Genomic DNA, 14583 nt, shown 5'->3' with positions numbered 1-14583 from the left:
TTACCGAGTCCTGCCAGTCCTGCCAGAGCCAGTCCTTGTCCAGGCCGGAGTCGAGTCACCCCCACCCCCACCCCCACCCCACCCCCAATCCCGCGTTGATCATGACGTTATTGCCACCCGCGTCGGCGTGTCAGGGCAATAACTCCATGATCAACGCGGGATGGGGGCGGGGGCGGGGGGCGGGTGGGTCAGGGTTGGGGGAGGAGTAGGCAGGTGCTGGTGGCGTGGGCTATCAGGCGGGTTGCGGCGTCGGTGATGCGGGACTCGGCCAGGGCCGTTCGGCGGCCGCGTTGTAGCACCGTGCCCTCGCAGCGCAACGTGCCACTGTCGACGGTGACCGGGCGGAGGAACTTCACGTTGAGGTCCAGCGAGGTGTAGGCGACGCCGGCCGGCAGGGTGGTGTGCACGGCACAGCCGGCGGCGGTGTCCAGCAGTGTCGAGAGCACACCACCGTGGACGCTGCCGAGCGGGTTGTAGTGGAACTCCTGCGGGGTCAACTCGACGACCACCCGACGCTCGTCGGCCTCCATCCGGGTCATGTCGATGAGGTGCATCACCGGTGGTGCGGCCAGCTCGCCGGCGATCATCGCCCGGAGCAGGTCCAGGCCGCTGCGTCGACCGATCTGGGCGGCGTTGACCGCCGGGTCCGCCCAGGTGAAGGTGCGACTGCGCGCCGGTTCCTGAGTCTGCGTCATGGACGCAGCCTGGCAGCAGGTTGCTGAGTCTGTCAACGAGACCTAGCCTGGGCGGATGCGACCCGCGGCACTGGACTGGTCGGTGGAGAACTGCACCATCGCCCGCGCCATGGAGATCCTCGGCGAGCGGTGGACCCTGGTGGTGCTCCGGGAGGTGTTCACCGGCGTGCGCCGATTCGACGACATGCGGGTGCGCACCGGCATTCCGCGGCAGGTGTTGACCAACCGACTGGCCGCCCTGGTGGGGCAGGGTGTGCTTCGCCGGGAGCCGTACCGGGAGCCGGGCAGCCGGCCGCGCCACGAGTACCGGTTGACGGAGAAGGGCTTGGACCTGTGGCCGGTCCTGGTGGCCGTGCTCGGGTGGGGCGACAGGTATCTCGCCGACGCCGAGGGCTCACCGCTGACCGTCACTCACCGTGACTGCGATGCCCCGGTGCGCGTCGAGCTGCGCTGTGCCGAAGGGCACGACGTGCGGCGGATGCGCGACGTGCTGTCCCGCCCCGGTCCCGGCGCTCGTCGCCGTTCCCCCTGACGCGCGACAACCGCGCCGACCGACGCCGCGAGGCATCGACGATCATGCTTGCCGAGGGCTTGTCGAGTGTGACGGTAGCTGTTCGTGAACGTGTCGGTGGTGTTGCGGTGATGTAGCCCTGCCAAGTTCGGTGAAGCCGGGCGGAACCAAGCCTTGTCAACGCACTCAAGTATGTGAATACTTCACTGCACTTGGCCGGTTTCCCCAGATCGGCTGGGCTGTCATCGGGTCAGCCGACCTCGGCGAGACCCACTCCCCCGCCCAGGAGGTTGTTACATGCGACCCACGAGGTCCACATTCCGCGTTGCGGCGACTGTCGCCGTTTCCGGAAGCCTGGTCGTCGGCGCGCTCATCGGCGCACCGGCCCAGGCCGCACCCGCCGCCTCGCCCGACGCCGCGGCCGCGCTGTCCGCGCAACTCGGTGACCGCTCGGCCGGCTCGTACATCGACGCCAGCGGCAGGTCCGTCGTCACGGTGACCGACGCGGCCGCCGCCAGCACGGCGAGCAGGGCCGGCGCCGCCGTCCGCTACGTCACCCGGGGTGCCGGTGAACTCAACCGGGCCACCGCCGAGCTGGAGCGCTCCGCCAAGATCCCGGGCACCGCCTGGTGGAGTGACCCGGTCACCAACCAGGTCGTCGTCTCCGTCGACAGCACCGTCACCGGCGCCAAGCTGGAGCGGGTCAGGGCCGCCGCCGCGCGGGCCAACGGCGCGGTCCGCGTCGAGGCCGAGGCCGGTGTGCTCAGCACCCGGATCTCCGGTGGCCAGGCCATCTACGCCGGCGGTGGCGGGCGCTGCTCGCTCGGCTTCAACGTGCGCAGCGGCAGCACCTACTCCTTCGTGACCGCCGGGCACTGCACCAACATCTCGGCCAGCTGGTATTCGAACTCCGCCCAGACCGCGCTGATCGGCACGCGCACCGGCACCAGCTTCCCGGGCAACGACTACGGCATCGTGCGGCACAGCAACTCCGCCAACGCCGCCGGCAACGTCTACCTCTACAACGGCAGCTACCGGGACATCACCGGTGCCGGCAACGCGTCCGTCGGCCAGTCGGTGCAGCGCTCCGGCAGCACCACCGGCCTGCGTTCCGGCTCGGTGACCGCGACGAACGCCACTGTGAACTACGCCGAGGGCTCGGTCTCCGGCCTGATCCGCACCAACGTCTGCGCCGAGCCGGGCGACAGCGGCGGCTCGCTGTTCGCCAACACCACGGCCCTGGGCATGACCTCCGGCGGCAGTGGCAACTGCCGCACCGGCGGCACGACCTTCTTCCAGCCCGTCACCGAGGCCCTGAGCCGCTACGGCGTCAGCGTCTTCTGATCGATGCGCCACCCGCGGGCCGCCGGAACCCTCCGGCGGCCCGCGCCGCGCGTCCGGCCGCCGCCAGCTCAGGCGAGCCGGTCGGGGCGCCGGGTGGGCCGCAGGGGATCCGGGGGTACGACAGCGGCGGTGTCACCGGGTGCCGCGGCACCGACGGACCAGGCGAGATGCGCCCGCCGGGCGGAGAGCACCGCCAGCAGCGGCCAGAGGGAGACCGCCACCGCCGTCACCCGTTCGGCCAGCCCGGTGCGGGACCCGCCTGTCACCTCGAAGGCGCACCAGCCGAAGAGCGCGAGCAACACCACGGTGGCACTGAGCCCCACCGCCCGGCGAAACGCCCAGGGCGGCTCCGGACGGGCCGGGTGCGCGGCGTCGTGGCCCCGCGGCAGCCGCAGTGCCGACCCGGCCGGCCAGAGCGCCAGGGCGAGGACGGCCACCGTCGCCGCGACGCCGTGGCTGAGCGAGCCGCCCACCGGAGGCCGGGGAAACGCGACGAGCGTGATGGTGGCCATCCCACCGACCGCGAGCAGGAACCTGCTGGGCAGCCCGGCCGCGTGCAGGACGGCGGCCACCGACAGGTAACAGCAGCCGAGCAGCACCAGCGCCACGACCATGATCCAGGCGTCGGTGGCGTCCTGTCCGGCCAGCTCGCTGATGGTGTCCCGAATCGGGTCGTACCCGGCGGGTTGCCGCGCCGCCGCGACCGTCCAGCCGCTCACCAGCAGCAGGGGCGCGGCCGCCGCCGTGGCGACGGCCCAATTCGGTACGGCGCGCATTTCGCCACGTTAACCGGCATGGCCGCTGGCCGAGTCGGCTTCGTCGGCCTGCCCCACCAGCGAAACGTGCCGGCCTGCCGGGTGCCCCGGAGGCGGGGCGGCCACCCCTGACAGAATGCCGGTGAGGACTGTTCCACGATGAGGAGTTGCCAGCCGTGATCCGTACCCACAATGCCGGAAGCCTGCGCGCCGCGGACGCCGGCTCGACGGTGACGCTCGCTGGGTGGGTGGCCCGCCGGCGCGACCACGGCGGGGTCATCTTCGTCGACCTGCGCGACGGCACCGGCGTCGTCCAGGTGGTCTTCCGCGAGGAGGACGCGCACGCGCTGCGCAACGAGTTCTGCGTGAAGGTCGTCGGCGAGGTGACCCGCCGGCCGGCCGGCAACGAGAACCCGGAGCTGCCCACCGGTGAGGTCGAGGTGACAGTCACCGAGCTGGAGGTGCTCTCCGAGGCGGCGCCGCTGCCGCTGCCGGTGGACGACCAGATCGAGGCCGGCGACGACATCCGACTGAAGTACCGCTACCTGGACCTGCGCCGCAGCGGGCCGGCGAACGCGTTGCGGCTGCGCTCGCGCGCCAGCCACCTGGCCCGGGGGGTGCTGCACGAGCGGGACTTCCTGGAGATCGAGACGCCGACGCTGACCCGGTCGACGCCCGAGGGCGCCCGCGACTTCCTGGTGCCGGTGCGGTTGCAGCCCGGCAGCTGGTACGCGCTGCCGCAGTCGCCGCAGCTGTTCAAGCAGCTGCTGATGGTCGGCGGCATGGAGCGGTATTACCAGATCGCCCGCTGCTACCGCGACGAGGACTTCCGCGCCGACCGGCAGCCCGAGTTCACCCAGCTCGACATCGAGATGTCCTTCGTCACCGAGGACGACGTGATCGACCTCGGTGAGGCGATCGTCTCGACGCTGTGGAAGGACCTGGCCGGGCACGAGATCTCCGCGCCGATCCCGCGGATCACCTGGCACGACGCCATGGCCCGGTACGGCTCCGACAAGCCGGACCTGCGCTACGGCGTCGAGCTGACCGAGCTGACCGACTACCTGCGCGGCACCGCGTTCCGGGTCTTCGCCGGGGCGATCGACGCGGGCGGTTACGTCGGCGCGGTGGTGATGCCGGGCGGCGCGGCGCAGAGCCGCAAGGAACTGGACGGCTGGCAGGACTGGGCCAAGGCGCGTGGCGCGCGGGGCCTGGCGTACGTGGTGCTGGACGCCGAGACCGGCGAGGCGCGCGGCCCGGTGGCGAAGAACCTGTCCGCCGAGCACCTGGGCGGGCTCGCCGACGCGGTCGGCGCCAAGCCGGGCGACGCGGTCTTCTTCGCCGCCAGCGCCACCTCCCGGGAGGCGCAGGAACTGCTCGGCGCGGCCCGCGTCGAGATCGCCAAGCGGGCCGGGCTGATCGACGAGAGCGCCTGGGCGTTCTGCTGGGTGGTCGACGCCCCGATGTTCGAGCGCACCGACGAGGGCGGTTGGACGGCCGTGCACCACCCGTTCACCTCGCCGAACGCCGAGTGGGTCGACAGGTTCGAGGAGGCTCCGGACCGGGCCCTGGCGTACGCGTACGACATCGTCTGCAACGGCAACGAGATCGGCGGCGGGTCGATCCGTATCCACCGGGGTGACGTGCAGAAGCGGGTCTTCGACCTGCTCGGCATCACTCCCGAGGAGGCGCAGGACAAGTTCGGTTTCCTGCTGGAGGCGTTCAAGTACGGCGCTCCGCCGCACGGCGGCATCGCGTTCGGCTGGGACCGGGTGTGCATGCTGCTCGCCGGCGCCGACTCGATCCGCGAGGTCATCGCGTTCCCGAAGACCCGTGGCGGGTTCGACCCGCTGACCGGCGCTCCCACCCCGATCACCACCCAGCAGCGCGCCGAGGCCGGCATCGACGCCAAGCCCAAGCCCCCCGCGACGGCCCACACGGGCACGGCCGGCCCGGCCGCCCCGGTCTCCGACCCGGTCTGACCCTGTCGTCGTTGATCATGGGATGACGGGCCCCACGCGATCGGGTGTGGGTCGTCATCCCGTGATCGAACCCAGCTGGGGGTCGCGGTGCGGGTGCTTGTTGTCGGGGGCAGTGGGCTGTTGGGGCGGGAGGTCTGCCGGCGGGGGGTTCGCGGCGGGTTCGCGGTGGTGGGGACCTTCCACTCCGGTGCCATCTCGGTGCCGGGGGTCGCGGCACGTCGGCTGGACGTGACCGACCGGGCCGCCGTGCGCGCGCTGGTCGCCGAGGTGCGGCCGGACGCCGTGGTCGGCACCCCCTATCGGTACGACGACTGGGCGGTCACCGCCGACGGGGCCGCGAACGTGGCGGTCGCCGCCGCCGAGACCGGTGCCCGACTCGTGCACGTGTCCAGTGACGCGGTGCACGCCGGCCGTCCCACCCCGTACGCCGACGACGACCCGCCCACGCCGGTGCACGCGTACGGTGCCGCGAAGGCCGCGGCCGAGACCGCCGTGCGGGCGATCGACCCCGGCGCGGCCCTGGTGCGTACCTCACTGATCCTGGGGGAGGGCAGCAAACAGATCCAGCTCTGCCGGGACGCGCTCGCCGGCCGGGCGGCGCTGTTCACCGACGAGTTCCGGTGCCCGGTCGACGTCAGCGACCTGGCCGACGCCGTGCTGGAGTTGGTCACCTCGCCGTACGCCGGTCCGCTCAACGTGGCCGGCCCCGACCCGGTCAGCCGGGCCGACCTGGGTCTCCTCGTCGCCGAGCACCTCGGCCTGGACCGGGCCGGGCTCCGGACCACCACCGGCGCGGCCGTCGGCCTGTCCCGCCCCCTCGACGTACGCCTGGACAGCTCCCGGGCCGCCGGCCTGCTGCGCACCCGACTGCGCGGGGTGCGCGAACTCCTGGCTCGCTGACCAGCTGATCTCCCCCTGGCGTCGGCACGCTTATTGTGCATAACTCTTGTGCATAAGAAGCGTGCAGAGATAGTGTGCATGCATGGAGAACTCGCCACCCGACGGCCCGAACGAGCAGCGGCGCGTCGATCTGGACGGCCGGCAGGTCCGCGTGCTGGCCCACCCCCTACGGATGCGGCTGCTCGGTTCGCTGCGCGTCGACGGGCCGGCCACCGCGACCGCCCTCGCCGAGAAGCTGGGCACCAACACCGGTGCGACCAGCTATCACCTGCGGCAACTCGCCGAGGTGGGGCTCGTGTCCGAGGACGCTGACCGGGGCACGGGTCGGCAACGCTGGTGGCAGGCCACGCACGACGTGAGTCACTTCGAGCCCACCGACTTCGACGACGATCCGGACGCCCGTGCCGCGGTGCAGTGGATCCAGACCGACCAGGTGCGGCTGATGGCCGAGTTGGCCGAGCGGTGGATGGCTGTCGAGCACCACCAGTCCCGTGCCTGGCGTGACGCCGCCGGCATGAGCGACCTGGTGCTGCCGCTGGATCCGGCTCGGCTGCGGGCGCTCACTGACGACCTGTGGGCGGTGCTGATGCGCTACCGCGACGAGGCCGTCTCCGAGACGTCGGACGCGAAGCCGGTGCACGTGTTCCTGGCCGGCTTCCCCCGTCTGGACGAGCGCTGGTGAGCGCGAGGAGTGAGCCGGGGTTGCGAGCCCCGCAGTCGCGAACGGGGGTGGTGTCGTGAGCGCGCTGACCGTACGCCAGGTCCGGCGTCGTTACCTCACGCTCTACGGCCTGCGCTGGCTGCCCACGGGTCTGATGATCCCGGTGATGATCCTGCTGATGCAGGAACGCGGCCTGTCGTTGCCGCAGATCGGCCTGGTCTACACCGCGCAGGGGCTGCTGGTGCTCGCGCTGGAGTTGCCCACCGGTGGGCTCGCCGACGCCCTCGGTCGCCGGCCGGTGCTTGTCGTCGCCGGGGCGCTCAGCCTCGTCTCGTTGACGCTGTTCGCGGTGGCCGACTCGTTCTGGGTGTTCTTCCTGGTCTATGCGGTGCAGGGGATCTATCGGGCACTGGACAGCGGCCCGCTGGAGTCCTGGTACGTCGATGCCACACTGGCCGTCGACCCGGAGGCCGAGTACGAACGCGGTCTCGGGCACGCCGGCACTGTCAGCGGCGGCGCCATCGGCGCTGGCGCGCTGCTCAGCGGTGGCCTTGTCGCACTGGGTCCGATCGGGCCGGTCAGCGCGCTCACAGTGCCTGTGCTGGCCGCGATCGTCGCGCAGGCGGCGGCGCTCGTCGCGCTGCTCGTCCTGTTGGTCGAGCAGCGACCGGCCAGCGGGGTCGCGGCGATACGGGCCTCGGTGGTCCAGGCGCCTCGGATGATCGGCCAGGCGTTCGGGCTGTTGCGCCGTTCCCGGGTGCTGCTGGCCCTGGTGTCGGTGGAGCTGTTCTGGGGCTTCGGCATGATCACCTTCGAGTCGTTGCTGCCGGTTCGGCTCGCCGAGGTGATCGGCGACCCGGAGCGGGCCGCCGCGCTGCTCGGGCCGGCCAGTTCGGCCGCCTGGCTGGCCTCGGCCGCTGGCGCGGCGCTGACCCCCCTGCTGTCGCGCTGGCTCGGTGCGGCTCCGGGCGCGGCCCTGCTGCGCATTTTGCAGGGTGTGACGGTGGTCGGGATGGGTCTGTTCGCCGGGCCGGTCGGGGTGCTGGTGGCCTATCTGGCCTGCTATGCCGTGCACGGCGCGTCGAACCCGCTGCACAGTGGCCTGTTGCACAGGCAGGTCGACGGCCCGTACCGGACCAGCGTGCTCTCCCTGAACTCGATGATGGCGCAACCGGCCGGCGCCCTCGGCGGGGTGGTCCTGACCGCGATCGCCGCCGCCGCCAGCGTCAGCACCGCGATGGTGGTCGGCGCGGTGGTGCTCGCCGTCGCCGCACCGCTCTATTTGCCCGCCTGGCTGGCCGGCCGTCGGCCGGCAACGCCCGTCGAGGCGACGGCGGCGCCCGTCCCGGCCGCCGACCGGTGAGGAGGAGGTGCTCCCTGGCGCATCGGGGGGACCTCGTCTCTCACCCGAGGCGAATCGTGCTGAGCGGAAGGGTGTTGGTGGAGCCGAGCCGACGGTAGAGCCGTGCCGCACCGACGTTGTGCGTGTAGACGCCGAGCGCCACGGTGTGGTGGCGGGCCAGCAGCGCCCGGGCCATCCCGGCGGTCAGCGAGGCGCCCAGACCCCGACCGCGTAGGTCGGGGGCCACGGTCAGGCCGGCGGGGAAGCCGACGTCGCTCTGGCTGCGGTCCACGCCGCACGCCACCAGTCGGCCGCCGTACCAGTCGACCACCCGCGGGTCGCCGGGGCGGGAGGTGGTGCTGGGGAACGCCTCGTCGACGAGCGTCTCCAGCGCCGGGGTGTCGGCGTCGGTGAGGCGGACGACCGGTTGCGCGTCCGGCCGCGCCGGTGGTGGCGCGTCGGTCCAGTGGAAGTCCCAGTCGTGGTGCTCGGCCACCGCCAGCCGGCCGGTCAGCAGAGCGCGATCGTGCCGGGGCAGATGCAGTCGCTGCCCCGGTCCCGGAGCACCTGGTCGTCGAGGATCATGCTGACCAGCCTAGAAGCCGGGGGTACGACGCCCGCGTCGGGCAGCGGCGAGGCAACCGGATCCACCGTCGAGATTGGCGAGTCGACCGATTGGGTACATCACGCGCCGACCTACTGGGAACCCCCACCGGAGGACCGACATGCTCGCCATTCTCGCCGCCATCGTCTTTGGCTTCGCCCTGCTGCTCGACCTGCTCAACACAGACTTCGGAGCACCCGACCTGTTCAACTGGAACACTCTCGTACTCATCGGGCTGCTCCTGCTCTCGCTCTACCTGGGTGGCGTGGGCAACGGTCCGCGCGGCGGTGGCGGCGGCCGTTGGTACCGGGGTCGTCGCCCGGGTCGTGGCTGACCGGAACCGATCACCGGTGGCGGGCCCACGGCGCGATTCCGGCCTCGTGGGCCCGGCCCGGTACTGTCTTCGTGATGGAGTCCGACGCCCTCTTCTCCCTCGGTGAACCCGCCGGGTCGCGCAGCGCGCCCGACGGTCCCGCCGGTGTCGACGGCTTCACCGCGGTGGCCGACGATTCGCCCCTGCCCGTCCGGATGCGCCCGGTGACCCTCGACGAGTTGGTCGGGCAGGACCACCTGCTCGCCCCCGGCGCCCCGCTGCGGCAACTGGTCTCCGGCGGCGCCCCGATGTCGGTGATCCTCTGGGGTCCGCCGGGCAGCGGCAAGACCACCATCGCGCACCTGGTGGCCGGGGCGACCGACCGCCGCTTCGTCGCCATGTCGGCGCTCTCCGCCGGTGTCAAGGACGTGCGGGCGGTGATCGAGGCGGCCCGCCGCCAGCGCCGTTCGGGCGGCCCGCAGACCGTGCTCTTCATCGACGAGGTGCACCGGTTCAGCAAGACCCAACAGGATTCGCTGCTCGCCGCCGTCGAGGACCGCACTGTCACGTTGCTGGCGGCGACCACCGAAAATCCATACTTCTCGGTCATCTCACCGCTGTTGTCGCGGTGCGTGCTGCTCACCCTGCAACCGTTGGACGACGAGGCGGTGCGGGGCCTGCTGCGCCGCGCGGTCGCCGACAAGCGCGGCCTGGACGACGTGCTCACCCTGACCACCGAAGCCGAGGACCACCTGGTCCGGCTCGCCTCCGGTGACGTCCGTAAGGCACTCACCGCCCTGGAGGCGGCGGCGGCCTCGGCCACGGCGCTGGGCAGCGGGCGGATCGACCTCGCCACCGCCGAGCAGGCCGTCGATGTCGCGGCGGTGCGCTACGACCGCGACGGCGACGCCCACTACGACGTGGTCAGCGCCTTCATCAAGAGCATGCGCGGCTCGGACGTGGACGCCGCGGTGCACTGGCTGGCCCGCATGCTTGTCGCCGGCGAGGACGCCCGGTTCATCGCCCGCCGCCTGGTCATCTTCGCCAGCGAGGACGTGGGCATGGCCGACCCCGGCGCCCTGAGCGTCGCCACCGCCGCCGCCCACGCCGTCGAGTACGTCGGGCTGCCCGAAGCGCAGCTCAACCTGGCCCAGGCGGTGATCCATCTGGCCACCGCGCCCAAGTCGAACTCGGCCACCACCGCCATCGGCGCCGCCATCGCCGACGTCCGGGCCGGCCGCGGTGGCCCGGTGCCGCGCGGGCTGCGCGACGCGCACTACGCCGGCGCTCGCGGGCTGGGCCACGGCACCGGCTACCGCTACCCGCACGACGACCAGCGCGGCGTGGTCACCCAGCAGTACGTCCCGGACGACCTGGTGGGCATCGACTACTACCAGCCCAGCCCGCACGGCGCGGAGCGGTCGGTGGCCACCCGGCTGCCGGTGCTGCGCCGGATCGTGCGTGGCCTGCCGGCCCCGGCCGCCCGACCGGACACCGGGACAGCCGAGCCGCCGGTAACGACGCGGACCGCGTCGGCGCTTCCCGGTGAGATCGGTCGCCCGACGACGGGCACGGGCGCCCCCGGCACGACGCAGGACAGCGGCGCTGACGCCGCAGGAGAGGGTCAACAGTGAGATCGCGTGGTGGGGACCGCCCGGACGAGGGCCCGGACGAGGGGCGCGATCGGAGCGCCAAGACGCGCCGGTGGGGTCGAGGCCGGGCGGCCGAGGTCGAGCCGGAGGAGCCGGTCGCCGGCGAGGAGTTCGGCTGGATCGACGACCTGCGGTCGGCCAAGCAGCAGCGCGGCGAGCTGGGCCCGGACGGCGCACCGGCGGAGCCCGACCGCCCCCACGGGGGTGCGCCGGCGGAGCCGGCCGGGCCGCGTCGGGGTGCGCCGGCGGAATCGGCCGGGGCGCGTCAGCCGATGCCCCCGGAGGCCGCGGCGCCGCCTGCCGTGCGCCAGAGCGGCCCGGGTGGCGCCGCCGCACGTCGACCGGTCGACACCCCCTGGCCGGGGGACGTGCCGCCGACGGGCCGCCGCCCGGACGACCGGCCGCCCGTCGCCGGCGGCGCTGCGCCCGTCCAGGGCCAGCCCGTGCGTCGGGGCGTGCAGCCGGCAGCCGGTGCCCGTGCCGCCGTACCGCCGGGGCCGCCCGCCGCCCGCCCGGGTGGCGGCGACCCGACCAGCCAGCCCGTGCCCCGCCCGACTGCCGACGCACCCGGCGGACCGGCCCGGTCCCGCCCGACGACGGTTCCCCCCGGCCCACCCGTGGGCCCACCGCCCTCGGGCGCCCCGACCGGTCGCCGCCCGGACGCCGCTGTTCCCCCGGGTCGTCGCCCGGATGCTGCCGCAGCCGGCGGGCACCCGGACGCGATGCCGCCGCTGCGCCGTCCGGAGGCCGTCCCACCAGCCCGCCGGCCGGGCCCGGATACCGCCGAGCCCGGTCGCCGGCCGGGGCCGGACGCCGTCTCACCAGGCCGCAAGCCGGGGCCGGACGCCGCCGAGCCCGGTCGTCCACTGCCGCCGGCCGACGGAATGCCCGCTGGCCGACGCGTCACGGCGGCTCCCGATCCGACCCGCGTCGGCGGGCCACCGGTCGCCTCCGGCGCGGCCCGCGTGGACGGCCCACCGGCCGGTGCCGTGCCGCCGGCCACGGAGGGCCTGCGGCCCGACCCCGCCATCGACCGCGACCCGCGTACCGCGCGACGTCGCCCAGGCCCGGTCGACCCGGGAGCCCCGGAGCCCACCGATCGTCGTCCCGTCGACCGGTCCCGTCCGGCAGCCGGCGGCCGCCGCCGTGCCGCCGAACCCGACGAGTCCGCGGTGCCCCTGTCGGGCAACGCGCCGCAGGTGCCCGCGGCCTCCGGTGGTCACAGCGGTGCCACGCCCACCATCGGGCCGCCCGACGGCACCGGTCGCCGCCGGGCCGCCTCCGCTGAGCCCGAGCGTCGGCCGCCGGCCGCCGGTGAACCCCGGACCGACCGCCCCGAACGGCCCGCCGACTGGCTGCGCCAGGCCGGCCGCCTGCCACACACCGACCCCGGCCTGCCGGTGGTCAACCGCCGCGGTGGCCCCCCGCCGGCCGCGGATCGGCGTCCGGCACCGGGCACCGGTACCGGCGAACTCGTCGACCACGCCTCCGGTCGCCTCGGCGTGCCCGACCCGGCCGCGGAGCGCACCGCCGCCCGCCGGCCCGCCGGCCCGCCGGCTGACCCCGGTGCGGACGCACCGACCGGTCGCCGTGCCGTCCGACCCGACGGGCCGAGCACCACCGGTGAACAGGCTCTGCCCCCTCCGCCGACCTCCGCCGATCGGCGTGCCCGTGGCCGAGACGCCGCGACGCCCGTTGGGGATCCGACCGGCGGGCGCGCCCGTGCGGTTGCCGTGCCCGGCCCGGACGCCCCGCCCACCTCCGACCCGACCGGCCGACGACGCCGGCCGGCAGCCGAGCCAGGCCCGGACGGCCCGGGTCGACCCGGGCCGGTGAACGACCGCGGCGACGGCACCTACGCCGGCGCACGACCCGCGCCCGGCGCCGATCCCGCCGTGCCGGTTCGGGGCGCCGCCCGCTCCGCCCCGCCCGCCCGCTCCGCCCCGCCCGCCCGCTCCACCCCGCCCGGCCGGGCCCGGCCCGTCCAGGCTGGCGCACCGGTCCCGGACGCCGCGCGCCGTGGCGCCGACGGTCCGCCCCGCCCCGCCCCGGGTGCCGAGGCGACCCCCCGTCCGGACGGCACGGCTCGTGCTGCCGGTGCACCGGGCGTGGACGGCCCGGTTCGTGCCACCGCCGCAGCGGGTGTGGACGGCCCGCCGCGTTCGCGCCCCGACGGTCCGGCTCGTGCCGCCGTCCGGCCACCCGGCGGCGCGCAACCGCCCCTCGCCGACGATCGCACGCACGGTGAGCCCGGTGCCGGTCCCGGCGCACCGGCGCGTGGTGGCGCCGCGGCCGGGCGAGCCACCCCCGCCGACCGCGCCGCCGGGCGTGCCCTGCCTCCGCACCGGGAGCCCGGCCGCGCCGAGCCGAGCGGGGTCGCCCCGGTGCCACCGCCGCCTGGCCGCTCCGGCGAGCCCGTCGGTGTGGCCCGTGTCGCCGTCGCCGTGCCGCCCCCGTCCGGGCCGGCGGACCACCCGACACCGGAGCCGTCCGGCGGGCCCGCGCTGCGCTCGGCCGGCCAGGACACGCCCGACGACGCGCCCGGTGCCCGATCCGAGGTACGCCGGCAGTCGCGCGAACGCCGTCGCCTCCGGGCGGCGGTGCTGGTGCTGGTGAGCGTCGTGCTGCTCGGCGCGGTGCCGCTCTTCTTCGGCATCCGGACGCTGAGCCGTGACCCGGTCTTCGACAACCTGGATCAACTCAACGTGCCCGGCTGGGCCGCCGCCAAGACGGTCGACGACGTCAGCGGCAGCCGATGGTGCCTGCTCGACTGCCGGCTGCGGGAGCGCACCGTCACCTCGGAGAAGTCGCCAGAGGACACGGCGCGGGTCTACGAGGACGCGCTGCGCCAGGACGGCTGGCAGCCGTGGAAGGTGAGCCGCTGCCCGGAACAGAAGACGAAGGGCAGCTACACCTGCTGGCGTCGCGACGAGTTGACACTCGACCTGTGGGTCCGCGAGCCGACCTGCGTACCGCCGCCGGTCGACGGTGAGCCGGCCGTCGTGCCGTCCACCGAACCGTCGGCCGCCGCGGCGACGTGCACCGGCTCGTTGGTGTCGGTGAAGGTGCGCAACGCGATCGACGACGAGCGGACCAGGCCGCAGCCGACCACCGACCCGTCACTGACCGGAGAGGACCCGTTCCCGACGGTCAGCGGGGACCCACTGGGTGAGCTGACACCCTCACCGTCGTGAGCCGGTCTCCATCACGGACGGTAGGGTCTGGGGCTGGCGGGCTCGCCCGCTGCCGGTGACCGCCGACGGCTCGGCGGCCGGCACGGGTGCCATGGTTCTGCGTTCCGAGGACGTCGGGTCCTGCGGAACTCTGCTTGAGGAGGACAGGCGTGGGCGACATTGCAGCCATCGCGGCGCTGATCGCGGCGAGCGCGTTCGCGGTGCTGGTGCTCATCCTGACGCTGCCCATCCTGCGGCTGCGGCACACGGTGGATGCCACCACCCGGATGATCAACGACCTGAACGATCGGACCGGGCCGCTGCTCGGTGACGTGAACACCACTGTGAAGAACGTCAACACCGCGCTGGAGCAGGTGCAGACCTCGCTCGACGGCGTGAACCTCCAGCTGGCGAAGGTCGACACGATGACCAGCCACGCGCAGAACGTCACCGCCAACGTCGCCAACCTGGCCACCGTGGTCTCCGCCGCGGCCGCGAACCCGCTGGTGAAGGTGGCCGCGTTTGGTTACGGCGTGCGCAAGGCCGCCGCCGGTCGCCGGCACGCCGAGACCGAGCGCGAGGTCCGCGACACCATCAAGCAGCAGCGACGGGCCGCGCGGCGCGGCAACAGCTGACCGGCCGGCGTACCAG

Annotated in this window: 13 protein-coding genes; 10 read left to right on the top strand and 3 right to left on the bottom strand. The window is 74.1% G+C overall.

Going from position 1 to position 14583, the window contains the following annotated elements; all coding sequences use genetic code 11:
* Positions 1–188 precede the first annotated feature (188 nt).
* Positions 189–695 carry a PaaI family thioesterase gene (locus AB0A95_RS31710; protein ID WP_357559406.1) on the bottom strand — a complete coding sequence of 169 codons (507 nt, stop codon included), beginning with the start codon at positions 693–695 and terminating at the stop codon, positions 189–191.
* A 55-nt stretch (positions 696–750) separates the two neighbouring features.
* Between AB0A95_RS31710 and AB0A95_RS31705 the strand changes: the two genes are divergently transcribed.
* Positions 751–1227: a helix-turn-helix domain-containing protein gene (locus tag AB0A95_RS31705; protein ID WP_357559405.1), complete on the top strand. Its 477-nt coding sequence runs from the start codon at positions 751–753 to the stop codon at positions 1225–1227.
* A gap of 276 nt (positions 1228–1503) precedes the next feature.
* The gene (locus AB0A95_RS31700; protein WP_357559404.1) at positions 1504–2550 is read left to right on the top strand and encodes a S1 family peptidase; all 1047 of its coding nucleotides are present in this window, start codon (positions 1504–1506) and stop codon (positions 2548–2550) included.
* A gap of 68 nt (positions 2551–2618) precedes the next feature.
* On the opposite strand, the gene AB0A95_RS31695 is transcribed toward AB0A95_RS31700, so the two are convergent.
* On the bottom strand, positions 2619–3326 hold the full coding sequence (locus tag AB0A95_RS31695; protein WP_357559403.1) for a DUF998 domain-containing protein: 708 nt from the start codon (positions 3324–3326) through the stop codon (positions 2619–2621).
* Positions 3327–3481: 155 nt separating this feature from the next.
* Here AB0A95_RS31695 and aspS point away from each other — a divergent pair, with 155 nt between their 5' ends.
* The 4 genes from aspS (at position 3482) to AB0A95_RS31675 (ending at position 8211) form a co-directional block, all read left to right on the top strand.
* A complete protein-coding gene (gene aspS / locus AB0A95_RS31690) occupies positions 3482–5287 on the top strand; it encodes an aspartate--tRNA ligase (RefSeq protein ID WP_357559402.1) in 1806 nt (601 codons plus the stop codon).
* 87 nt (positions 5288–5374) lie between these two features.
* Positions 5375–6187, top strand: coding sequence for a sugar nucleotide-binding protein (locus AB0A95_RS31685; RefSeq protein WP_357559401.1), 813 nt, complete (start codon positions 5375–5377; stop codon positions 6185–6187).
* Between the two features lie 82 nt (positions 6188–6269).
* Positions 6270–6869, top strand: a complete 600-nt coding sequence (locus AB0A95_RS31680; RefSeq protein ID WP_357559400.1) for a helix-turn-helix domain-containing protein — start codon at positions 6270–6272, stop codon at positions 6867–6869.
* 55 nt (positions 6870–6924) lie between these two features.
* A complete protein-coding gene (locus AB0A95_RS31675; protein WP_357559399.1) occupies positions 6925–8211 on the top strand; it encodes an MFS transporter in 1287 nt (428 codons plus the stop codon).
* Positions 8212–8251: 40 nt separating this feature from the next.
* Here AB0A95_RS31675 and AB0A95_RS31670 read toward each other — a convergent pair whose 3' ends face one another.
* Positions 8252–8686, bottom strand: coding sequence for a GNAT family N-acetyltransferase (locus AB0A95_RS31670; protein WP_357559398.1), 435 nt, complete (start codon positions 8684–8686; stop codon positions 8252–8254).
* A gap of 229 nt (positions 8687–8915) precedes the next feature.
* On the opposite strand from AB0A95_RS31670, the gene AB0A95_RS31665 reads away from it, so the two are divergent.
* The 4 genes from AB0A95_RS31665 (at position 8916) to AB0A95_RS31650 (ending at position 14567) form a co-directional block, all read left to right on the top strand.
* The gene (locus tag AB0A95_RS31665) at positions 8916–9128 is read left to right on the top strand and encodes a hypothetical protein (protein ID WP_204944524.1); all 213 of its coding nucleotides are present in this window, start codon (positions 8916–8918) and stop codon (positions 9126–9128) included.
* A 74-nt stretch (positions 9129–9202) separates the two neighbouring features.
* Positions 9203–10741 (top strand): replication-associated recombination protein A, encoded by a 1539-nt coding sequence (locus tag AB0A95_RS31660; protein ID WP_357559397.1) that lies wholly within the window; start codon positions 9203–9205, stop codon positions 10739–10741.
* A gap of 2522 nt (positions 10742–13263) precedes the next feature.
* Positions 13264–13953, top strand: coding sequence for a hypothetical protein (locus AB0A95_RS31655; protein WP_357559411.1), 690 nt, complete (start codon positions 13264–13266; stop codon positions 13951–13953).
* 149 nt (positions 13954–14102) lie between these two features.
* A complete protein-coding gene (locus AB0A95_RS31650) occupies positions 14103–14567 on the top strand; it encodes a DUF948 domain-containing protein (protein WP_357069285.1) in 465 nt (154 codons plus the stop codon).
* Positions 14568–14583 lie beyond the last annotated feature (16 nt).

It is taken from the genome of Micromonospora sp. NPDC049230, from assembly GCF_040647875.1.
GTDB lineage: Bacteria > Actinomycetota > Actinomycetes > Mycobacteriales > Micromonosporaceae > Micromonospora.
This window is presented reverse-complemented; position numbering and strand designations above follow the sequence as displayed.